Origin of the sequence: Croceivirga radicis (assembly GCF_002072105.2) — a bacterium.
Taxonomy (GTDB): Bacteria; Bacteroidota; Bacteroidia; order Flavobacteriales; family Flavobacteriaceae; genus Croceivirga; species Croceivirga radicis.
Window position 1 is genome coordinate 13,249 of the sequence record NZ_MTBC01000008.1, and the last position, 22,623, is coordinate 35,871.

Genomic DNA, 22,623 nt, shown 5'->3' on the forward strand with positions numbered 1-22,623 from the left:
TTATATATAATTTTTAATTGATAAGCCCTTTAAAAATGGGCATCTTAAGATTTGCCTAAATAAGCGTATTAAATACACTAAAAACACCTATGTATGGGTAATGTAGTGGTGAATTTTAAGTTTGTAGGGGGGGGTTAAATATTTAGGATGTATTCGGTAAGGTTATCATCATGCTCTAAATTCATCTTTTTACGCAAACGATACCGTTTTACCTCTACACTTTTTATGGAAATATTTAGCAACGGTGCTATCTCTTTGGAGGTTAAATTAAGACGAAGGTAGGCACAAAGGCGCAAATCGTTAGCAGTAAGTTCGGGATGCTTTTCTTTTATCTTCTTCAAGAATTTTTTATCGGCATTATTAAAAGCTTCTTCAAACAGTTTCCAATCGTCTTCATTGTTGATGTTTTTATCTATTAGACGAATAACCGATTTTACTTGAGTGGGATTTTCAGCGTTTGCCAAACGATTTTTTAGCACATTCAAGAATTCGTTCTTCTTGATCATGCTCATCGTAGCTACTGCCAATTCTCTGTTTTTGGCATCAATTTCTTGCTTTAGCTTTTCATTCGTCAGTTGTACTAATTTTCGTTTTGCTTTGTTTTTTTTGCGCTTTTCTTCTAGCGCATTCTGCTTCAGTAGTTTTTCTTGTTGCTTTTTATAATAGCCCCTGTAGGTTCTATGTATAAATGTTCCTAAGATCAAAAGCGTAAAAAAGTAACATATCATCGCCGCATAGGACCAATACCACGGCCTTTGGATAACAAATGGAATTTGCAAGGTATTTTCTGTCAACGTATCCCCAACCTTAGCGCGTACTTGCAAGGTGTAGGTGCCAAACGGTAAATTTTCAAATGAAACCTGTGACTCGTTTGTCCATTTACTCCAATCTGTATGGAAATTTTCTAATTTATATTGATAAAATACTTCTGTGTATTTATCATAATTAGGAACCGTATACGCAAACCGAAGCTTATTGTCTTTATAAGGCACAATTATAGTGGAGTCTAATGCTAAAGGGTTTGCATTAGCATCAAAATATTCACGCCATGCTGATTTAAAGTTAATCTTATATTCTACAGGCTTAACCGCAGCTAGGTCTAATACCACGTATCCATTGGAAGTACCCAGTAAATACTCATTTTTCTTAGTAGACCTAATGTTTTCAAATCCGGAAACGCCCAAATTTTTACGTAAGGTAGTGGCTATAGGTATTGTTTGAAGTTTGTATTCGTTGTTAATTTTGCCAGGTTCCACGTACATGATAGATTGGTCTCCCAACCGCCAGATACGCTCTTGTTGGTCGTCTTCTAGAACAATGCTTAAATTGGTATTTTTGGTTTCTTGAAATATACGGGTCAACGTAGTGTCCAATACAAAAGGCTCTGGTGCATTGGTAATGGTAAACACCCCGTTATTGGTAGCATAACGCAACTGGTGATCAAACTTAAAAATACTACTACCATACCCCATTTGTTCTTGGTGGTATAATTGGGTTACATTAGTAAGCGCAGCATCTAATTGCAACTTAAAAACGCCTTTATATTCGTGATTTACCCAAAGTGTTTTTGGATTTACGAATGCCAAAAAACGGCTAGAAATATCAAAACCATCTAACTTACGCTCAAAAGACCATTCGCCATTTACTTTTCTTAAAATTGCCAATCCTGTATAATTTCCTTGTATGAGCACATCTTCATTTTCTGGAATTGCCTTTACGAGCCAAGTACCCGGAATGGATGCAACTTGTTTGGCTGTAGAATCGGTAATCAAAAATGTTCCTTTATGGTGCCCACAAAACAATTGATCCTGTAATACTTGCAAAGACCATACTTGACCTTCGGTATTTGGAATCAACCTAAAATCTATACCACCCTTAACAGCATTCTCGGCAACATATAATCCCTGATTGGTTCCTAAATAAAGTTGGTTTTTAAACCATATAGAGGTGTATACTACCCCAATTTCCCCTTCTTTATCTATATATTCTTTAAAAAAAGAATTCCTGTTTATAATGCTTATCCCCTTATCGTGCCCTACCCAAATATTTCCCTTACTGTCTTCTGTTAGGGATAATACCGTATTGTCTTGTAAACCCTGTTTGATGCTAATTTGTTTTACAAAGTGGCCTTGACTGTTAAGCTGCAGCAACCCATTGGCTATAGTGCCCAATAAAATGCCACCATCTTTTAAGCGGTAACTGCAATAGATAGAGACAGGCCCTAAAAACGAAAAAGGGTTTTCTAAACCCTTTGCAGTACCATCTGGGCCAAAAACAACACGTTCGCCATTATCCAAGATAGCTTGCTTATTACCATCTTTCTCAGTAAAGCTCACTACTGCTTGTTTACCAATGACATTTTCAGGAATCAGCAATTTAGCACCCGACTTGTTCCAAACATACAAACCTTTATTTTTAACTTGATAATACAAACCATCTGCAAGTTCAAATATTGCCGCACGGTTTACCTCTGCAGGTATTTCTTCTATAGCTTCTTTATCCGGATTAAAAAGTAAGATTCTTGAGAAGGATTGAAACAATACCAAATCATCTACCACTTGAATATTCCAAAACTCTTCATCTTCTAGTAAAGAAACCTCAAGAAGTTTAGTTAAAGAGGTATAGATTAATGCACCCTGTTCATTACGCTCCCAATAACCAAACTCCATATAACAACCCGCATATAAACGTTTGCCATCAAAAGCCAAACTACGAATAACAGAACCATTTGGAGTACCATATTTAGACCAGCGTTCCCCATCAAAAGAAAGTATACTATGGTTGTTGGCAAAATACAAATAGCCATTTTCCCCTTCTTCTATGGACCAGTTCTGGTTTTCACCATCATAAGTTAATGGTGAAATTGCCTGTATAGGGGCGCTTTCTTGGCCCTGCACAAGTAAACACAGCAATAAAAACAATACCAGGTATACTCTTTTCATAGCTTTTGGTAGTGGTATAAAGATAAGCAACAATAAAAATTAAGCAGTTATAGTTTAACGCTAACAAAAAAGCCATACCGATTTCTCAGTATGGCTTTTTTATTATTTAATAAACCCGTTTTATTTAAAACCGATTTCTTTTAAGCCTTCATGGCTAATCTTAATAACCTCTAATGGTTTTTTATCCCACGTCATATCTTGCTCTACAAAATAACCTTCCATTCCAGATTTGTCTTTTTGGGCAAGAATTCGTTTAAAATCGATATGGCCTTCCCCAACAGGAGCAAATTTACCTTCATCGTCCATATCCTTCACGTGCCATAGTTTAAACCTACCTGGGTATTTTTCAAAATACGCCAAGGGGTCCGCACCTGCTTTGGTTACCCAGTATAAATCCATCTGAAAATTCACGTATTTTGGGTCGGTATTTTCTAATAAATAATCTATTAAAATACTGCCATCTTCACCTTTCATAAATTCAAAATCATGATTATGATAAAGTAATTGAACACCCGCGGCATCGGCTTTTTTACCTAATTCGTTTAAAATTTTTAAAAGCTGCTCATTTGTACCCTTCATACCCATTTTCATGGTACTTTGATCAAAAGTAAACATGCCCATTGGAGGTATAGGAACCACTACGTATGTAAAACCTGCGGCTTTGGCATCTGCCAATTGCTGTTCCGCATTATCTAGAGTGATAGAACTTTGGTGAGAACTTAACGGTTTAAGACCTAATTGCTGTAACGAATCTTTAAACGCTTCTGGTTGCATACCATAATACATACCATTGTCATAACCTGCTGCTTCTACGTAAGCATATCCGGTTTCTGAAACAGTTTTTAAGGTTTCAATTGGTGCCTTGCCCATATCGTCCCTAACGGTATAGAGGGCCAAACCGCCAAAATTGCCGTTGTTACAAGATTGTAATACAAATACGGATAAGCCAAAATAAATTAGCTTTTTAAGTTTTGATGTCATTTTATACAGTTTTTGTGGTAGTTAATAAAGATACATGATTAAAACAAAATCCATAAAAAAACCCGCTTTTAAACGGGTTTAAATTTTATGCTAAAGGATTTCCTTTTAAACGTTTTTCAATTTTCTTTTTCTTTTCAGTCAACCGTTTCATCAAATCCATAAGTTCTGAATCTTTGGTCTCCTTATATATTTCGTTGATATCTAAAATTAACTGTTTTGCTTCCCTTGAAGCTTCTACACGGTCGCTTGTGGACATATGACTTAGCGTCCTGTTCTCAAACTCCGTAGCCTTTTCCAATAATTCTGCAGTCATTTTTCAATAAGGTTATGTATGTTACACCAAAAGCGTACTAATCTTGAACTTTTATAGCCTTTGGCTCCATAATTATTACAAATTTATTTTTTAACATAAACAAATTTTGCAGCAAAAATGCAAGTGTTAAAAAATAATTTTCGAATATAGGGAATTAAGCGTTAATCTTAATATTAAATAATACTTAAAAAAACTTTTGGCAAATAAAAAGTTTCCGTTAACGGAGGCAACTAAATTGTATCTCTAGTTTTGATAACGTTTTTTAGTTCCTTTATTTCTAATAGAAGTTGTTTATTTTGGCTGTTTACCTGCTCTATTTTTTTATTCACATCTGCCTCTGTCAGGTATTTCTTTTTACCTACTAGCGTACCCAGCATACTGTAAACCGTAAATACAAAGCTAATGGCCACCGCGGCCAATAATGAAAACAAATACGCTTTTTCTTTTCTAAATTTCTTTTTTTGTTTTAACGCTAAGTCTTGCTTTTCTGTAGCAGATAACTTTCTATTATTAGACAGCTGATCTATGAATACGTCCCATTTCTCTTCTTCTTGAATAAATAACTGGGTAAAGCCACCTTCTTCCAAAAAATCAGCAGTTAGTGCAGTTGCGGAAAGCATAAAAATTTTTGAGCCATTACCACTCATTATATCTAGCAAATCATGGTCATAATCCATAATTTCCCGTATTAATCGTATAACGTATTCTAAACTATAATGGGGTCTTAAAAACTCATCGTAGAGCAATTGTACTTGGAAATAATCCTCACGATCCGCTGCATACTGCAAGAATTTGTCTTTTAGTTCTGCTTTAAAAAAGTTGCTCATGCTTGGTAAAACAGTTTGGTCTAGTTGGTTAGGCTAAAAACAAATATAGGCGTAAGACATAAAAACTGCCTTTTAAAAACGTAAAAGTATGGTTAGCAAAAGATTTATGCTAAACAATTTCTGCACTTAATCCTGCTTGCAATAACCGGGTACATCTTGGCTTAAGATCCTCATAATCCCCTGTCTTAACCGTGCATTTTCCGTTGTAATGTACAATTAAAGAACATTGCTCTGCTTGTTCTGGTGTATGTTCACAGACTGCAATTAATGTATTAATGACATGGTCAAAGGTATTTACATCATCATTAAACAATACAATCTCATTTTGATTGGCAACGTCCTCTTCTAGTAAAAGCTCTTCTGAATATTGTTCTTGTGCGCCCATAGCCCTTTGCTTCTTATCCTAAAATACATATTTTGCGGCAACCCAATTATTTTTGTCTAATTTTTTTTCAAATTGCAAACCAGTTGCTTCACATTTTGAGGATATCATTTCTAAATCCTCTAAATAGAAGCCACTTAAAAATAGTGCTCCGCCTTTATTAAGACAAGAAACATATGTTGGGATGTCTTTTAAAAGAATATTTCTATTGATATTGGCCAAAATAACATCGTAATTTTTATTGCCCAGTAAACTGGCATCGCCCTCTTTTACCGTTATCTTATTGCAATTATTACGTTCTGCATTTTCAAGACTATTTAGGTAGCACCAATTATCTATATCTATGGCCTCCAAATCAGTAGCGCCTCGCATTTCTGCCAAAATGGCCAAAACACCCGTACCACAACCCATATCCAATACAGATTTTCCCGTAAAATCATAATCCAAAATATGACTTAACATCATAAATGTGGTTTCATGATGCCCTGTCCCAAAACTCATTTTGGGCTCAATAATTATATCGTAAGTAACCTTCTGTTTTTCATGGAAGGGCGCCCTTACCATGCATTTATCTTGGACCAGTATGGGTTTAAAGCTTTTTTCCCATTCGGCATTCCAATTTTGTTGTTTTACCGTTTTACTGGTCCAAGTAATGTCAAATTCTTTTTGTTGAAATAGATAAATTTCTTCTAATGCGTTAAGATCAAAAATATCTTTCTGCACATAAGCTATTAAGCCATCTTCTTGCTCCACAAAACTCTCGAACTCCATTGCATCCAACTCTGCAATCAAAATATCCGATGCAGGTTGTAATGGCGAAATTTTAAATGCTATTTCTAAGTATTCCAATTTATATCGCTTTCACTATATCTATAAAATCATCGCTTTTTAAGGAAGCCCCGCCAATTAAACCACCATCTACATCTGGTTTGGAAAAAATGTCTTTGGCATTAGCTGGCTTTACACTGCCACCGTAAAGTATGGTTACATTTTCTGCAACACCTGAATTTACGGCATCTGCAATAGTTTTTCTGATAAAAGCGTGCATTTCTTGCGCTTGTTCTGGAGAAGCTGTTTCGCCTGTACCTATTGCCCAAACCGGCTCATAGGCCAATACTATTTTACTCCATTTATCTGCAGACAATCCAAATAATACATTTTTTAGTTGGCGCTCCACAACTGCAAAGTGATTATCTGATTTTCTATCCTCTAATTCTTCACCAAAACAAAAAATAATACGCATGTTTTTTTCTAATGCGGTTTCTACTTTTTGCACTAGTAATTGGTCATCTTCACCAAAAAGGGAACGTCTTTCTGAATGCCCCAAGATTACCGTATCTACCCCTATATTTAATAACATATCTGCAGAGATTTCTCCAGTATAAGCCCCGCTTGCGGCAAAGTGCATGTTTTGCGCGGCTACTTGTATAATAGACCCATCTAATTCCTTAACAGCGTTAGAAAGATTTACAAAAGTTGGTGCTACTATAACCTCTGCTTGGGTATCTGGAAGTTTGGCTGCTAATTCTGACAAAAGCGCCTCCGTCTCTTCTAAGTTTTTATTCATTTTCCAGTTGCCTGCTACTATTTGGCTTCTCATAGGATTCTATTTTAATTTAAGTGTTTCAATATCGTTGTAATGTACTTTCTCTATTATGGTTCCTTTCTCCAGTACCAATATTCCCGGGTTAGACCTTACTATTGTTTTTAGGGTAGTTTGGTCAGTAAAATAAAAATCAAATTCCAGATTGTATTCTTTTCTTACCACCTGGGCTTGTTGGGTGTTAGAGGCAGACATTCCAATAACCTTATATCCTTTTTTAATGGCTCTATCCGTAATTTTCTTTACCGCTTCAAAAGCCTCTAATTCCGCCTTGGCCAAATCATAAGAAATAACCATGACCAATTTGGGCTCTGCCAACATTTCCAAAGTAAAATCTGCTCCATTATGCTCTATGGTAAAATCATGAATTGGCGGCTCATAACCTTTTTGTATCTCTACGGTTTCTACTCCAATAAACTCTCCATCCACATTTGGATAATCACCGTTGGTAACATATTCCTTTTCAGTACCGTTTTCATTGAACGTCCAAGTATATTCGTATAAAGGTTGAGGCGCATTTTCTGGAACAGACATACCTTGCCCTATGTTCGCACCAATTTTATAGGGCCTAAAATCTTTTGAAGGCAAATGGTTTAATACGTGATAACAAAAAAGCACACAAGATAAGGTAGCAAGCCCAACAGCCCACCATTCTTTATTTTTGGGCAGAATTGGATTAATGTATTTAAGGCCTTTTAGTAAAATTAAAATAAGTACCAATAGAATTACATCCTTTGTAAAAGATTCCCATGGCGTTAACTTAATGGCATCTCCAAAACAACCACAATCCGTAACCTTATTAAAATATGCCGAATAGAACGTTAAGAAAGTAAAGAAAATAATCATAGCCAATAAACTCCAAACCGTAAATTTGGCCTTAAAACCTATAAGAAGCATAACGCCCAACAACACTTCTACAATGACCACAAAAATAGAAATGGCCAAAGCGTATGGTTCTAGAAAAGGTAAGTCCAACACGGCCGGGCTAAAATATTCTTCTAATTTGAATGAAAACCCTACTGGATCATTCAACTTTATGAGTCCACTAATAATAAATAAAACCCCAACAAAAATTCTGCTAATCCCCGTTAAAACCTTCATACTATTCCGCTTCATTTAAATGAATCATGGCAAAAACCGCATAATTGAACATGTCTTGGTAATTGGCCGCTATACCTTCGCTAACAATTGTTTTACCTTGATTATCTTCAATTTGTTTTACCCGTAGTAATTTCTGTAAAATCAAATCGGTTAAAGAACTAACACGCATATCTCGCCAAGCCTCTCCGTAATCATGATTCTTATTTTCCATTAAGGTTTTACATACGGTTACTTGCTCATCATATAAAGCTAAGGCCTCTTCTGCTTTTAAGTCTGGCTGATTGGCAATTCCTTTTTGTATCTGTATCAAAGCCATTATAGCGTAATTGATAATGCCAATAAATTCCGATTTTTCGCCTTCGTCTACTTTACGAACATCTTGTTCTTGTAAACTTCTAATACGTTGTGCTTTAATAAATATTTGATCGGTAAGCGAAGGTAATCTTAAGATACGCCATGCCGTACCATAGTCTTTTGTTTTGTTTTTGAACAATTCCCTGCAGCTGGCCACAATGGCATCGTATTGTTCCGAAGTCTTCTGCATGTATCTGCTATTTTACGTAATTTGAGCCCAAATTCAGAGCTATAACTGCTCTGAGCCAAAGATAATGATTCGCATTAAAGCAGCTGTATTTTATGACTATAAACTGCAAGGGTAACTTAGTAGACCTTACCGCCCCAAAAGTGATGGGTATTTTAAATCTCACCCCAGACTCGTTTTATGATGGTGGTAAACATAAAAACCTTGACGATGCACTTAGGCAAACCGAAAAAATGGTTACAGACGGCGCCACTTTTATAGACATAGGTGCTTATAGTTCTAGACCAGACGCGAAACACATAACCGAGGAAGAAGAGTTAAGCCGTCTTCTACCCATTTTACAAAAAGTGGTAAAGGTTTTTCCTGAAATTCTAATATCTGTAGATACATTTAGAAGTAAAATTGCGCAAATAGCCATAGAAAATGAAGCAGCTCTTATAAACGATATTTCTGGAGGCCAATTAGACCAAAAAATGTTAGAAACAGTAGCCCAGCTTCAAGTGCCATATATAGCCATGCATATGAGGGGTACCCCCCAAAATATGAAGCAATTAACTTCTTATGATAATTTGGTGAAAGATGTTATACGCTACTTTTCTAACCTAAAAACACAAGCAACGGCACTAAAGTTGAACGACCTTATTATAGACCCTGGTTTTGGGTTTGCCAAAACCCAAAACCAAAATTTTGAACTACTCTCCAAAATGCATCTATTGCAACATTTAGAACTTCCAATTTTAGCCGGAATAAGCAGAAAATCCATGATTTACAAAACGTTAGGTATAACAGCTCAAGAAGCTTTAAACGGTAGTACGGCATTACATATGGTTTGCCTACAACAAGGAGCCAAACTATTACGGGTACACGATGTTAAAGAGGCCAAAGAAACCATAACCTTATGGCAAAACTTGTATCCAAATAATTTTTGAGCGGTACTAACTAGATTTTTCTAAATTTACAAAAACACACCACTTTTGGAATTCCTTAATTTTCTAGAGTTTAGAATTACCGACTTTATAGATATTGTACTGGTAGCCATATTGCTCTATTATATTTACAAATTAGTAAAGGGTACGGTAGCTATTAATATTTTTATAGGCATTGTCATAGTTTGGGCATTATGGAAATTGACCGAATTATTGCAAATGAAAATGATTAGCAGCATGGTTGGTGGCTTTATGAACATTGGCTTGATCGCACTAATTATTGTTTTTCAACAAGAAATTCGCAAGTTTTTGTTATTGATAGGCTCTACCAATTTTGCATCCAAAAGAAGTTTTATAAGGCATTTTAAATTTTTAAAACAAGAGGCTTTACCTACAGATGTAGATGTAGATGCCATTGTAAGTGCTTGTAAAAATATGGGGATAAGTAAGACAGGGGCACTATTGGTAATTGAGCGCAATAACAGCTTGGATTTTATAAAAAGTAGTGGCGATAAAATGAACATAGAGATTACCCAACCCATTTTGGAAAGTATTTTCTACAAAAACAGTCCTTTACATGATGGCGCCGCCATTGTACAAGACAATTTTATTACGGCCACACGTGTAATACTACCCGTAAGTAATGATAGAAGCATACCACTACGCTACGGCTTAAGACACCGTGCCGCAGTTGGCATTACAGAAAAGACCGATGCGCTTTGTTTGGTGGTGAGTGAGGAAACCGGGAATATAACCTACATTAAAACCGGAGACTTTGTGCCCTACAAAAGTATTGAAGAGTTAACCGAAATGATAAAAAAGGACCTTGCCTAACCCATGGAATGTAAAAACTGTCTAGACCAACTTAGAACCGACTACAGTTACTGCCCAGGTTGTGGCGCCAAAGTAATTAGAAAACGCATAACCATGAAGAATTTGTGGTTTGATTTTACTGAACGGTTCTTTAATCTAGACAACACCTTTATCCGCACTTTTGTAAGTCTTTTTACCCAACCAAAAGATGTAGTATTGGGCTACATTAACGGTACCCGTAAAAAATACATGAACCCAATTAGTTATTTTATGATTGCGGTTACCCTAGGCGGACTCTTCTTTTTTTTACAGAATAAGTTTTTTCCAAATGCCATGAGTTATCAATTTGAACTATTGGAAGAACAACAAAAAGGACCTTCTGGAATTTTTGTGACAGATTCCGTATTAAAGTGGCAGAAAATCTTGGCAGAATACCAAAGTATTTTTTACATGCTAATGATTCCAATAATATCTCTGATTTCTAGATTGGTTTTCATCAACAGAAAAGAGTTGAATCTAAGCGAACATTTGGTTCTAAATCTTTACGGTTATTCACAGATAAGTATTGTTATAAATGTACTTTACATTCTACTTATTTGGAACTCCAAAGCCATTTATTATATTGGATTCTACGGGGGTATTTTGGGCTATATTGGTTACTACAGCTATTATCTTAAACAAATATTTTCGCTTAGTTTTAAACAATTACTACTTAAAATTCTTTTTTTCCTAGCCATTGGCCTAATCCTATATATCGCAATTGTTATACTAGTAGCTATTTATCTTTTTGCTTTTACCGATACCTTTAAAAACCTTTCTCAGACCGCTTCTTTGGCCATGAATTGGGCCTCATAAAGATCTCTATAATATCCTTGCTTATCTAACAATTCTTGGTGGGTACCCATTTCTATTATTTCCCCGGCATCCATTACTATAATTTTGTCTGCCTTTTTAATAGTAGCTAAACGGTGGGCGATTATTATGGAAGTCCTGCCTTCTGTAATTTTATTGGTTGCCTCTTGTATTAGTTGTTCCGTGTACGTATCAACGGAAGAAGTTGCTTCGTCTAAAATTAGAATACTAGGATTACTTACATAAGCGCGCAAAAACGCTATTAATTGTCGTTGCCCACTAGATAGCATAGTACCCCTTTCTTTTACATTATAGTTGTACCCATCTGGTAACTCGTTAATAAAATCGTGCACCCCAATAGCTTTTGCCGCAGCTTCAATAGCGCGGATATCTACCTTATCTGAATTTAATGCAATGTTATTCTTGATAGTATCTGCAAACAAGAATACATCTTGTAGTACAATTGCAATATGGGAACGTAAGGATTGAAGCGTAAAATCTTTGATAGCTATACCATCTATCTTTATAGTTCCAGAGTCTATTTCGTAAAAACGATTTAATAAGTTTATAATGGTAGACTTACCTGCACCAGTAGCACCAACTATTGCAACCGTTTCCCCCGCTTTTACATTAAAACTAATACCGTGCAATACTTCTTCTCCGGGAACATAACTGAACGTAACATTTTCAAAATTCAAATTTCCCTTAACCTTGGAAACCTCTTGGGTACCCGTATCTGCAATATGGCTATCTGTATCAAGAATTTTAAATACTCTATTGGCAGCAACCATTCCCATTTGTAAGGTGTTAAACTTATCCGCTATTTGGCGTAACGGCCTAAACAGCAAGTCCATTAGAAAAAAGAAAGCAAAAATAGAACCAACGTTATCTAGCTGCGCGCTCTCTATTCTCATGATTACGCCAAAGTATACCACCAAGCCAATACCAATAGAAAAAGAGATTTCTGCTACCGGAAAGAATATAGAATTGTACCAAACCGTTTTTAACCACGCGTTCTGGTGTTTTTCATTGATGGCTCTAAATTTTTCCTTTTCAATTGCCTCTCTATTAAAAAGCTGAACAATTTTCATCCCTGCAATTCGCTCTTGCACAAAAGAATTAAGATTAGACACCTGCGCCCTAACTTCTATAAATGCCACCTTCATAGCTTTTTGAAACAAGCGGGTTGCCACCAAAATAATGGGCATAATTGCAAAAACAATTAAAGCCAAGCGCCAGTTCATATACAGCATTACCCCGGCTGCGGCAACCATTTTCAATAAATCTGAAACAATAACGAAAAAACCTTGACTAAAAATCTCGCCTATACGTTGCATATCTGCCACGGTACGTGTTACCAATAACCCAATACTAGACTTATCAAAATAGGTCATTTTAAAAGCCATCATTTTTTTAAACAACCTTATTCTTAAATCTTTAATTACAGACTCTCCTAAGAGGTTAGCATAGTAATTAAATGATAATTGACTTACTACCTGCCCCAATAAAACACCTCCCATTAATAGTACCAAAAAAGTTAATTGGCCTGCATCCTTATTGGGCAATGCTTCATTTATAATTCGTTTTACGAGCACCGGTGTACAAATGGCAAAGGCCGATAAAAATATTGCGGTAATTGCCACCACCCAAAAGATTAACCTATAAGGCCTTGTATAGGCAAAAACACGCTTAAATAATCTAAAGTCAAATGCGGTTCCACTTTCTTTTTCTTTACTCATCTATTTCTATATCTGAATATTCTACTCTTGTTAAATATAGTCCTTTAGCTGGTACGGAAACACCAGCTTCTCCTCTGCTTTTACTCGCAATTACCTTTTTAATATGTCCACTAGGTTTTTTATGCAAGCCAACATCTAAAAGCGTACCTACCACCGCCCTTACCATATTGCGCAAAAAACGATCTGCCGCAATGGTAAACACTAATTTATCCCCAACTTTTTGCCATCCTGCTTGGGTAATAGTACAGAAATAAGTGTGTACATCTGTATGGGATTTAGAAAAGCACTCAAAGTCTTGCCGTCCTATGAGGTCTTTTGCTTCTTGGTTCATAACTTCTACATCTAATGGTAAAAAAACATGATGTGCACTTTCTTGACTAAAAGGGTCTTTAAACGGAACAATTATATATTCATAAGCTCTTAAGGTAGCATCAAATCTTGCATGGGCATCTGCTTTAACCGGAAAAATACGTTTAATAGCTATATCCTTTGGCAGATAATTATTAAGCCTTTTTACCAGTTCATTCACATCTAACTTCTTGGCTACATCTAAATGGGCAAACATCTGTTTTGCATGTACGCCAGCATCTGTTCTACCCGCCCCAACTACATTAATTTTTTGACGCAACAATAAAGAAAGTGCTTCTTCTAAAACCTGTTGCACAGAAATGGCATTGGGTTGCCGTTGCCAACCGTGATAAGAAGTACCGTTGTAAGCAAATTCTATAAAATATCTCAAACTTGGTAATTGAAGCGTTAAAGATACTTTAATCTATTGGTAAGTTCTGGTACAAGTATTTTTTTAGCATATTTTTAGGGCATGACTAAAGTCTTACTCCTTTCTGACACACACAGCTACATAGACGAAAGAATACTAGCTTATGCCAAAAAAGCCGACGAAATATGGCATGCCGGAGATATTGGGGATTTATCCGTAACGGATGCCCTTGCTAAAATAAAACCGGTAAGAGGCGTATACGGCAATATAGACAACCATGTAATTCAAAAAGAATTTCCAGAGAACAACAGGTTCTTATGTGAAGAGGTAGACGTTTGGATTACCCATATTGGCGGTTATCCTAACAAATACAATGTTAGGGTTAAGGAAGAAATAAAGGCCAATCCGCCAAAATTGTTTATCTGCGGACACTCTCATATTCTTAAGGTGATGTTTGACAAAAAACTGGATTTGCTCCATATGAATCCGGGTGCTTGCGGCAAGCACGGTTTCCATCAGGTACGTACTATGCTTCGTTTTGTAATAGATAAGGATAGGATAACAGATTTAGAGGTAATAGAACTAGGAAAAAAATAGCCATCTTTAGCCTTTTTATTGTTCAAACAAATACATTAACATCGACCAATTATGAATAAAAAAAACGCAATTGCCACCTTGTTATTTGTAGTTATTCTACAACTTTCTTGCAAACAAGAACCTAAGGATAACATCAGTTTTAGCACCCATACCAAACTAGAGGAACAAAAACCAATATATGACACCAATAAACCCAAAGAACTACTTAAAATGGTTGCCCATGCTCATGGCGGTTGGGCCGACTTATGGAAAAAGAAAGATGTTGAGTTTACCTATAATTACGAAATAACCGCTGAAAATAGAGCAGACCAATCTTTAGAGCGTTATATCTTTGATAATGAAATTTCTTATGGCGCTTATAACAGGCATGAAATAAATGTTTTTCCAAAAACCAAAGGCCCAGTGGTTCACCTTTTTAATGGTGATTCTACTACCGTAAGCCTTAACGGTAAATTGGTTGATGACGGGAACGTAATAAACCTATCGGACTTCATAAGACGGGCCAATTACTTTTGGTTTACCATGCCCTACAAGCTTAACAACCCAGGTACCATTGCCAAATACCTTGGTAAAGAAGTGCACAACAATACCAACTATGACCTTATTGAAGTAACTTATGATGCTACCGTTACAAGAAAAGAGCAAAACGATATTTATATCCTATACATTAATCCTGATACCAAGTTAATAGACCGTTTTAAATTTTCGTTACCCTTTGCAGGAATAACAGAACCCGTAATACTTACAGATTACAGTTATAAAAACATACAAGGACAAATGATAGCAACTTACCGTGCCTATTACCTACCCAACAAAGATGGCTCTTACACCAAAGAACCTTCTTTTATTCAAACTTTAGAAAACATACGGTTTAACAACGGATTTAATTTGGATAATATTAATCAATAAAAAAAGCCCTTGCATCAACAAGGGCTTTTACGCACTAATACTACTAAGATGTTAGGTCTAACGTAAACGATCTACAGATTTTACAAGATCTTCATCCTTTTTGATCGCCCTGTTGGCCAGGACTAGAAAAACGATAGAAAATACAGGAATCAGCATCCCAATACCCTTCTCAGAAACCGCCGTCTCTCCGGATAAGTTTAGTGATCGGTAAACGAAAAATCCTAGTAAAAAAAGGTTCAATAGCATATTTAAACGGTTCACCACAAATTGATTTTGTCTCTTTTTGAACAACAATATGCTTACAGCGGCCAAAACGGCCACACTATAAAATAAGATAGAAATAAGAACATCATCTTTGGCAAATAAAGGCCCCGCTTCTGTTTCTACCCATAAGTTCACAAAAAAGGGCAACACAGCCGCCAAAAGCACCACTATTACTAAATACAATGTCTGTATTCTTTGAATCATTCTAGATTAAAATTGGATTGCAAAATTAAGGCTCTTTTAGTTAAAAATAACAGTAGTTCTTAAAATTTATTTTGTATACTTGCAATGTTATTAGTTAGCGCACTTGCCCCGGGAATACTTTCCCACTGTAAAATCAACTAACTCAATTTACTTCATAACAAAATTCAAGTTTAATTTATTGATTTTTTAATGTTCGAGATTTCCGACCTAAAAGCAAAAAAACTTCCTGAATTACAGGAAATTGCAAAAGAATTAAATGTTCCCAAGTACCGTTCTCTAAAAAAATTAGATTTAGTGTATCAAATCTTGGATTTGCAGGCTGCCAATCCAAAAGCCGTTAAAGAAAGTGCCGTTTTAGATGTAGAAGAAAAACCTAAAAGACAAAAACGCACTAGAACCCCAAAACAAGAACCGGCACCAACCGAAGATAAAGCTAACAAACAGGCAGAAGAAAAACCAGCACCTGCTGCTAAGAAAACTCCTGAAAAGAACAGCCATAAAAAGGATGAGCCTAAGCAACAAAAAGACAACAATAGGCAAAACAACAACCAAAACAAGGGGCAAAACAATAGAAGAAACAATAACAACAATAGAAACCATCAAGACAAGCGTAATAGCAATTTTGACAAGGATTTAAAGAATAGGTATAAAGAGCCTGAATTTGAATTTGATAGCATTATTGAGAGTGAAGGTGTGCTAGATATTATGCAAGACGGTTATGGTTTTCTACGTTCTTCTGATTACAATTACCTTTCTTCCCCTGATGATATTTATGTGTCACAATCTCAAATAAGATTGTTTGGTTTAAAAACAGGAGACACCGTTTTAGGTAGTATTAGACCTCCAAAGGAAGGAGAAAAATATTTTCCACTGATAAAAGTGACCAAAATTAACGGTCTAGACCCGCAAGTGGTTAGAGACCGCGTATCTTTTGAACACTTAACACCTTTATTTCCAAAAGAAAAATTCAACATTGCAGATAAGCAAAGTACTATTTCTACCCGTATCATGGACCTTTTCTCTCCTATTGGAAAAGGACAAAGGGGTATGATCGTGTCGCAACCTAAAACAGGTAAGACCATGTTACTTAAAGATATTGCAAATGCCATAGCCGCAAACCATCCTGAGGTCTATCAAATAATCTTATTAATAGATGAAAGACCAGAAGAGGTTACGGACATGCAACGTAACGTACGTGGCGAAGTTGTAGCTTCTACTTTTGACAAAGAAGCTACCGAGCACGTTAGAGTAGCAAATATTGTTATAGAAAAAGCAAAAAGGTTGGTAGAATGCGGACATGATGTTGTAATCCTATTAGATTCTATTACGCGTTTGGCAAGAGCCTATAATACGGTACAGCCAGCATCTGGTAAAGTATTAAGTGGTGGTGTAGACGCTAACGCATTGCACAAACCTAAACGATTCTTTGGTGCCGCTAGAAATATAGAAAATGGTGGGTCTTTATCTATAATTGCCACCGCCCTAACCGAAACCGGTTCCAAAATGGACGAGGTTATTTTTGAAGAATTCAAGGGTACGGGTAATATGGAGCTACAGTTAGATAGAAGAATTTCTAACAGAAGAATCTTCCCTGCCATTGATTTAATCTCTTCTTCTACAAGACGTGACGACTTGTTATTAGACGAAAATACCATACAACGTATGTGGATTTTACGCAAGTATCTTGCCGACATGAACCCTGTGGAAGCCATGGAATTTATTGAGCAACGAATAAAGCAAACACGAAATAACGAGGAATTTTTACTTACTATGAACGAGTAGATTTTCCGAGCAAATTATTAACAAAACCCTCTTTGGAAAATTCCTTGGAGGGTTTTTTATTTGGTGGTTTTTTCTTTTGCTGTATATTTATGGTGTTCCCCACAGCGTTTAATTTAATTAACAACCAATGAAAACACACACCACAAATGCATGGGGCCATATCCGCTCCTTGGGGCTACTTACTTGTACTTTTCTGTTGCTAAGTGCCTGCAACGAAACCCCAAAATCTGAAAAACCAAATCCTGAAGAACCGGTGCAAGAAACACCAGAAATGGTAAAGGCACCCAGACAAATAATTTCTTTGGATAAGGCAGATGGGCTGTATAAAAATTACAGCAAGAACAGGGCTGAAAGCATTGCTGAAATGGAAGCGCCAACAGAAGATGGCAAACCCTTTGTACCCACTAGGTTTTTAACCATAAGTATTGAAGATTTAGAACAATACATAGCTTTTGCAAAACAAGAAGCAACCAAAGGCGAAGCGGAAATAGATAGTTTACGTATCTACTTAGCCAATTATGGTAAAGTAAAAGGAAAAAAAGACCGTAGAAATACACTTTTTATTTTACCTGCCGCTGAAGCAGAAGGTGATTATGGCGGTATCTACATAGGCGAAGACGGTAAGGCAAAGCTTATTAGAAATTACTTTAATGCAAATGCCATGGAACAAAAATCCAAAGCCTCCTTTATGCCCAATTTTAAACCCACGGTAGCAAATCAAGGCGGGCAAAGCTTAATTCTTAATGATCTAGGTGATTCTCCACCACCTAAAGAAGATTTTTAATTACCCATTAAAAACCAAGTGATGTTAGATTTTTTATCCAAAAACTATTTTTTGGCACTTTATGCCATCACTTGGTTTATTTCTTTATTTACGTTTAGAAAGTACTTTGACACCTCTTTGAAATACTTTCCCATACTATTGGCTTATACCTTTTTTACAGAGCTTTTAGGATGTATGGTAATATATTTTGAAGACTTTCAGTTAATTTATGATACCAAAGCAACTTTTCACTCCTCTTCTATCTACAACATCTACCATTTTATTTACTACATCTACTTTTTAATTGTCCTACAGAAGAGCTTGGCAGTATCCAAACACAAGAAACTTATTTATCTTTTTATTGCAATATTCGTACTCGTTAATATTTTAAATCTCTTCATACAAGACCCAAGAACCACTTCTATGGTTTACGCCTATCTAGCAGGTACGGTTTTACTCTTGATAACCCTGGTTATTTATTTTAAACACCTCATAACCATACGTAATAAATTTGTTTTTAAGTACAATTTACTCGCGTGGATAAGTATTGGTTTAGTAGTTTTTCATGGAATCTATTTTCCTATTAAGATTATTAAAGAATTTTTTACGGACCTCTACGCCGCAGCATTTAGAGACATACATATTGCCATTGTTATTTGTATGTACATATTGTTTTGCATTGGATTTATTGTAGGCAAAAGAAGAGCATTTAGATAAGTACAATTTTCTATTTTTGCCTTCTTAACACTTCCAGATTGTACATACTCTTTTTTTATTTACTGGCATTAATTTGCAGTTTACTACGCTATAGAAGTTTTACGGATACTCCATTGGCCTATTTTCCTTTGTTAATAGCTTATACCCTGTTTAATGAATTATTGGGTTTTCTAGTTTCTGAATTTCCTGAGTTCAGTTTTGTGGACCAAAAACAGTACGCCAATCACAATACAATTATTTACACCATCTATTCCGTTATTTTTCACCTTTATGTATTTTGGGTATATAAAAAGGTCTTAGCACAGGATAAACATAAGATGATAGCGAAAGCGTTTTTTCTCATGATTATTCCTATCTATTTGATATCCAATTGGTTTCAAGATATTTTACATGAAAATTTTTATGTAGCCAAAACATTAAGTTCTTTATTTACCATTATTATTGTGCTTTTGCACTTGCGCCAATTAGAAACCACTGCAAAATCTCCTAAAAAAATTAATCTAATGTTTTGGTTTGGATTAGGCATGTTACTCATAAACCTTTACATGCCTATTTTTATGCTTGTAGGCAATCTGTGGACAGAATGGTATTACACCTTGCACCTACGCACCGTGCTCTTTGTAATAGTAGCCACTATGTACTGTCTGTTCAGCTACGGTTTCTTAATACATAAACGTTGGGCTTTTAACTAACCTATATCAAGGAAAAACCTCAAGCACTTTTTTAGGTTTACCATTTTTGTCTAAAATGCCCATATTTTTTTGTGGTAAGGTACGCCATGGTAAGGAACCAAAAACCTCTTTAGGCAACTCAGGAAAATCATACAATGTCCAAGCTATAAAATGTTTTTCTCCCTCCTCTAGGAACTTAAATATATATTGGAAATGTTCTGCTTGTGCCTTTTCAGAGTTACCAAAAAAAGCTTTCTTCCATGTATGCAAACCAAATTCCCCTAAGACCACAGGCTTATTGGATTCTTTTAAAAGTTTTGGATATACGACCGGAAAACGAGTGGTCTTTTCATAAAAATGAAAGGTTAAGAAATCTGTTGTTCCGTTTTCTATAAAATACGGGTGTGGATGTAGCCAACCAATGGTTACTAAATGATTTGGGTCATAAAACCGAATTCTTTCTAATGCAAACTCCAACCAATGCTGTACTTGCTCCACGGAGTGCACGTTCATATCTAAGTCCGCTTCGTTTTTAACATCCCAAGCTAAAATTGCCTTATGCGCTTTAAATGGGGCCACTATGCCCTTTAAATGTTGTTCTGTGATAGACCAGTTAATAATATCATATTGTCCAAAAAAATCAAACAGGGTTACAATTACCTTTAAGTCTTGTTTTTCCGCAATATTCAAAGTAGCCCTTAACTGTTCCAAATATTCTGGTTTTACATTTTCCTTTCCAAAATCGGTAAAATTCACAAAGATTCTTACGGTATTAAATCCTAAGTCAGCAACTTTTCTAAAATCTTGTTCTATTATAGAATCTTTAAATTTTGGTCCAAACATTTCCCATGGAGAATCTTTAGGGTAATAATTAATACCCTTTATGTAAAAAGGTTTATTCTTATACATGAGTTTTTTTCCCTCACGCGTTACCAAATCCTCTACCACCGTATCTTTGGAGCCAACCACAACTTCATTTGCCTGCTCCCTAACCATATGGCGTATACGCCAAAAACCATCCTCTAAGAGCATTACAACCTTGTAATTAGAAGTTGTGGTATTGCGGGCAATTAAAGAGTCTTTTTGATAAACCTTATAAACTTCTGTTACATTATTATCATCAAAAGATACCAGTTTGCCATCTGCCGAATAAAAATTAACATCAATAGCATGGTTTAATGTTGTGCCGTGAACAGTTATGTTATTCTTCTTGTTTAAATCTATGTTTCTATAAATATTAACCCTACTACTATCTGTATAAAAATCTGCAATTCCTTTTTTAGAATTGACACTAAAATTTAAGTTTTTCACATACCAAGAATCGGCATAATCTCGCTGTACTTCTTTCTGATTTTTTTCTAAAAATTCTCTTCCGGGATTTTCTAGGTTTCTCCAAGTAAATACTGGTTTGTAATAATCATTTACCTTTAAAACCTTGGCCATCATTTGTTCCCTATCTGCGCCAGACTTTATAAACGCCAGGATACTTCCAATACCTCTAATGATAAAAAAGTTTACGGCCATAAATACCGCAATGATAATAGTTCTATACACCCACCTATTCATCTGTCAATTTTTTAAGCTTGGTTTTTTGAATCCCTAAGGCTTTTATATTCATCTGATAAACGCCATTTGGATAGTAGAAATCCCTTAATATAAATTCGGTTTTACCGCCCACCGTATATTGTACTTTTGTCTCGTCTTTATTCTCGCCTTCTATATGCAGGGAAACTGCCGTGCCATTTGGTACTAATTGCCCCATATAACTTTTTATAGGACCAACAATTAAACGCCTATTGGATGCTTTAAAGTTGATCGGTAAATCTATGGTTATAGACTTAAAATCTATGGTTATGATATTGCTTTCTGCTAGACCGGGCACAAAAGCCTGTACCTCCCAACTATCTGCTTCATATGGATGTTGAACTTTAGTGGTCGCAATTCCTTTAACGGTTTTAGCATAAGCTGTCAATTTTTTACCACTTTCTGTATTTATTAGAAAATGCACCATTGTTCCATTTTGAAGCACATTACCGTAGATATCTTTTAATTGGGATGTCCTAAAGGTTACCACTTCGTTACCATCAGAAAACGAATGTTCCTTGGTATGACTTATGGAAAAATCTTGTGGCGTAAAAGGATAAACATCTGTGGTTTTTTCTTTTGTAGTTACACCATTCTGGCTCTGCATGCTAACTGTTATCTTACCTGTTTTGTTATAAGAATAAAACCTCTTAAAAGCCGTAAAATCTTTTATTTCTAGTTGATGTGATTTTTGTACTTCCTTAAAATTCTCATTTACCTTAATTTGTGTTCCATTAGGCATAGGATTATCAAAACTATCTGTTGGAGCAACGGTTAACATGGTATAATCCCTACCACCTGCCAATATAATTCGTGGACCAAAATAAGACTCAATAAAATTGATATTATCATCGTTTGTTACCACCTCAGCGGTAAACTTCTTTAACTCTTTTTCACCATAAATGAGAGAAAATTCATAATCACCGGTTTTCTGTACTATAGCTTTGGGTAATTCAAAGTTTAGTTTACCATTAGCTATGGTATCTTTTAGTACCAACACCCCATACCCTCCTTTAACCATTAAATTCATTGGTATATCAGGATAGCATGGCAAATTAAAACCAAGACTCGTCCTTTCTCCTACACCTATGGTAGTCAATGGTAAAACTTCAACATCGCAGTCATAAGAAGCATATGTTCGCTTTACATAGGGTATTTTTTCTGTATGGGTTAATCTACCCACTATAAACATGGTTATAAGCACAAACAGCAAAGGAGCAATTATGCCTAAACCCCTATTGGTCTGATTTAATTTTTTATAATCTGCAAAAGGATAATTTAGCGTTCTTAGAACGTACTTATAATTGACCCAAATAAACTTCAAAGGCCAAAATAGCCAGCCTTTGCGATACCATTTGCAATACTTGGCTCGTGCTTTAAAAAGTAATCTCCTA

Annotated in this window: 23 protein-coding genes; 9 read left to right on the forward strand and 14 right to left on the reverse strand. The window is 35.7% G+C overall.

What is annotated here, in order from left to right:
* Positions 1 to 134: 134 nt before the first annotated feature.
* The 9 genes from BUL40_RS11735 to BUL40_RS11775 all read right to left on the reverse strand — a co-directional run bounded on the left by BUL40_RS11735 (position 135) and on the right by BUL40_RS11775 (position 8,693).
* The gene (locus BUL40_RS11735) at positions 135 to 2,942 is read right to left on the reverse strand and encodes a helix-turn-helix and ligand-binding sensor domain-containing protein (RefSeq protein WP_080319424.1); all 2,808 of its coding nucleotides are present in this window, start codon (positions 2,940 to 2,942) and stop codon (positions 135 to 137) included.
* A gap of 120 nt (positions 2,943 to 3,062) precedes the next feature.
* Positions 3,063 to 3,923, reverse strand: coding sequence for a sugar phosphate isomerase/epimerase family protein (locus BUL40_RS11740; protein WP_080319425.1), 861 nt, complete (start codon positions 3,921 to 3,923; stop codon positions 3,063 to 3,065).
* Positions 3,924 to 4,008: 85 nt separating this feature from the next.
* Positions 4,009 to 4,236, reverse strand: a complete 228-nt coding sequence (locus BUL40_RS11745; RefSeq protein ID WP_010517853.1) for a hypothetical protein — start codon at positions 4,234 to 4,236, stop codon at positions 4,009 to 4,011.
* 230 nt (positions 4,237 to 4,466) lie between these two features.
* Positions 4,467 to 5,063 carry a hypothetical protein gene (locus BUL40_RS11750; protein WP_010517854.1) on the reverse strand — a complete coding sequence of 199 codons (597 nt, stop codon included), beginning with the start codon at positions 5,061 to 5,063 and terminating at the stop codon, positions 4,467 to 4,469.
* Positions 5,064 to 5,172: 109 nt separating this feature from the next.
* Positions 5,173 to 5,448, reverse strand: coding sequence for an ATP-dependent Clp protease adaptor ClpS (locus tag BUL40_RS11755; RefSeq protein WP_010517856.1), 276 nt, complete (start codon positions 5,446 to 5,448; stop codon positions 5,173 to 5,175).
* Between the two features lie 18 nt (positions 5,449 to 5,466).
* A complete protein-coding gene (prmA, locus tag BUL40_RS11760) occupies positions 5,467 to 6,294 on the reverse strand; it encodes a 50S ribosomal protein L11 methyltransferase (RefSeq protein WP_080319426.1) in 828 nt (275 codons plus the stop codon).
* Between the two features lies 1 nt (position 6,295).
* Complete coding sequence (tpiA, locus tag BUL40_RS11765) at positions 6,296 to 7,045, reverse strand: triose-phosphate isomerase (protein ID WP_080319427.1); 750 nt, start codon at positions 7,043 to 7,045, stop codon at positions 6,296 to 6,298.
* Positions 7,046 to 7,051: 6 nt separating this feature from the next.
* Positions 7,052 to 8,149: a BT_3928 family protein gene (locus tag BUL40_RS11770; RefSeq protein ID WP_080319428.1), complete on the reverse strand. Its 1,098-nt coding sequence runs from the start codon at positions 8,147 to 8,149 to the stop codon at positions 7,052 to 7,054.
* Position 8,150: 1 nt separating this feature from the next.
* Positions 8,151 to 8,693, reverse strand: coding sequence for a DUF1599 domain-containing protein (locus BUL40_RS11775; RefSeq protein WP_010517861.1), 543 nt, complete (start codon positions 8,691 to 8,693; stop codon positions 8,151 to 8,153).
* Positions 8,694 to 8,785: 92 nt separating this feature from the next.
* Here BUL40_RS11775 and folP point away from each other — a divergent pair, with 92 nt between their 5' ends.
* From folP to BUL40_RS11790, 3 genes are read left to right on the forward strand one after another with little or no spacing between them, the layout of a single operon-like run.
* Entirely contained in the window at positions 8,786 to 9,619 is an 834-nt protein-coding gene (folP, locus tag BUL40_RS11780; protein ID WP_080319429.1) for a dihydropteroate synthase, read from the forward strand.
* A 45-nt stretch (positions 9,620 to 9,664) separates the two neighbouring features.
* Entirely contained in the window at positions 9,665 to 10,450 is a 786-nt protein-coding gene (cdaA, locus tag BUL40_RS11785; protein WP_010517863.1) for a diadenylate cyclase CdaA, read from the forward strand.
* Between the two features lie 3 nt (positions 10,451 to 10,453).
* On the forward strand, positions 10,454 to 11,284 hold the full coding sequence (locus BUL40_RS11790) for a DUF3667 domain-containing protein (RefSeq protein ID WP_080319430.1): 831 nt from the start codon (positions 10,454 to 10,456) through the stop codon (positions 11,282 to 11,284).
* Here BUL40_RS11790 and BUL40_RS11795 read toward each other — a convergent pair.
* Both BUL40_RS11795 and truA read right to left on the reverse strand, forming a co-directional pair.
* A complete protein-coding gene (locus tag BUL40_RS11795; RefSeq protein WP_080319431.1) occupies positions 11,248 to 13,020 on the reverse strand; it encodes an ABC transporter ATP-binding protein in 1,773 nt (590 codons plus the stop codon). The genes BUL40_RS11790 and BUL40_RS11795 overlap by 37 nt on opposite strands.
* The gene (gene truA, locus BUL40_RS11800; RefSeq protein WP_080319432.1) at positions 13,013 to 13,759 is read right to left on the reverse strand and encodes a tRNA pseudouridine(38-40) synthase TruA; all 747 of its coding nucleotides are present in this window, start codon (positions 13,757 to 13,759) and stop codon (positions 13,013 to 13,015) included. Before truA ends, BUL40_RS11795 begins: the two co-directional genes overlap by 8 nt.
* Positions 13,760 to 13,840: 81 nt before the next feature.
* Between truA and BUL40_RS11805 the strand changes: the two genes are divergently transcribed.
* Together BUL40_RS11805 and BUL40_RS11810 are read left to right on the forward strand one after the other, a co-directional pair.
* On the forward strand, positions 13,841 to 14,335 hold the full coding sequence (locus tag BUL40_RS11805) for a metallophosphoesterase family protein (RefSeq protein ID WP_080319433.1): 495 nt from the start codon (positions 13,841 to 13,843) through the stop codon (positions 14,333 to 14,335).
* Between the two features lie 51 nt (positions 14,336 to 14,386).
* Positions 14,387 to 15,244, forward strand: coding sequence for a DUF6503 family protein (locus BUL40_RS11810; RefSeq protein WP_080319434.1), 858 nt, complete (start codon positions 14,387 to 14,389; stop codon positions 15,242 to 15,244).
* Between the two features lie 57 nt (positions 15,245 to 15,301).
* Here BUL40_RS11810 and BUL40_RS11815 read toward each other — a convergent pair whose 3' ends face one another.
* Positions 15,302 to 15,712, reverse strand: a complete 411-nt coding sequence (locus tag BUL40_RS11815) for a DUF4293 domain-containing protein (protein WP_080319435.1) — start codon at positions 15,710 to 15,712, stop codon at positions 15,302 to 15,304.
* Between the two features lie 189 nt (positions 15,713 to 15,901).
* On the opposite strand from BUL40_RS11815, the gene rho reads away from it, so the two are divergent.
* From rho to BUL40_RS11835, 4 genes are all read left to right on the forward strand, one after another.
* Complete coding sequence (gene rho / locus BUL40_RS11820) at positions 15,902 to 17,494, forward strand: transcription termination factor Rho (RefSeq protein WP_010517882.1); 1,593 nt, start codon at positions 15,902 to 15,904, stop codon at positions 17,492 to 17,494.
* Positions 17,495 to 17,621: 127 nt separating this feature from the next.
* On the forward strand, positions 17,622 to 18,278 hold the full coding sequence (locus tag BUL40_RS11825; protein ID WP_080319436.1) for a hypothetical protein: 657 nt from the start codon (positions 17,622 to 17,624) through the stop codon (positions 18,276 to 18,278).
* Between the two features lie 21 nt (positions 18,279 to 18,299).
* Positions 18,300 to 18,974, forward strand: coding sequence for a hypothetical protein (locus BUL40_RS11830; RefSeq protein ID WP_080319437.1), 675 nt, complete (start codon positions 18,300 to 18,302; stop codon positions 18,972 to 18,974).
* A 38-nt stretch (positions 18,975 to 19,012) separates the two neighbouring features.
* Positions 19,013 to 19,666 carry a hypothetical protein gene (locus tag BUL40_RS11835; protein WP_080319438.1) on the forward strand — a complete coding sequence of 218 codons (654 nt, stop codon included), beginning with the start codon at positions 19,013 to 19,015 and terminating at the stop codon, positions 19,664 to 19,666.
* Between the two features lie 6 nt (positions 19,667 to 19,672).
* Here BUL40_RS11835 and BUL40_RS11840 read toward each other — a convergent pair whose 3' ends face one another.
* Together BUL40_RS11840 and BUL40_RS11845 are read right to left on the reverse strand one after the other, a co-directional pair.
* Positions 19,673 to 21,211 (reverse strand): cellulase family glycosylhydrolase, encoded by a 1,539-nt coding sequence (locus BUL40_RS11840; protein WP_080319439.1) that lies wholly within the window; start codon positions 21,209 to 21,211, stop codon positions 19,673 to 19,675.
* Positions 21,204 to 22,553: a hypothetical protein gene (locus tag BUL40_RS11845; RefSeq protein ID WP_141239662.1), complete on the reverse strand. Its 1,350-nt coding sequence runs from the start codon at positions 22,551 to 22,553 to the stop codon at positions 21,204 to 21,206. Before BUL40_RS11845 ends, BUL40_RS11840 begins: the two co-directional genes overlap by 8 nt.
* Positions 22,554 to 22,623 lie beyond the last annotated feature (70 nt).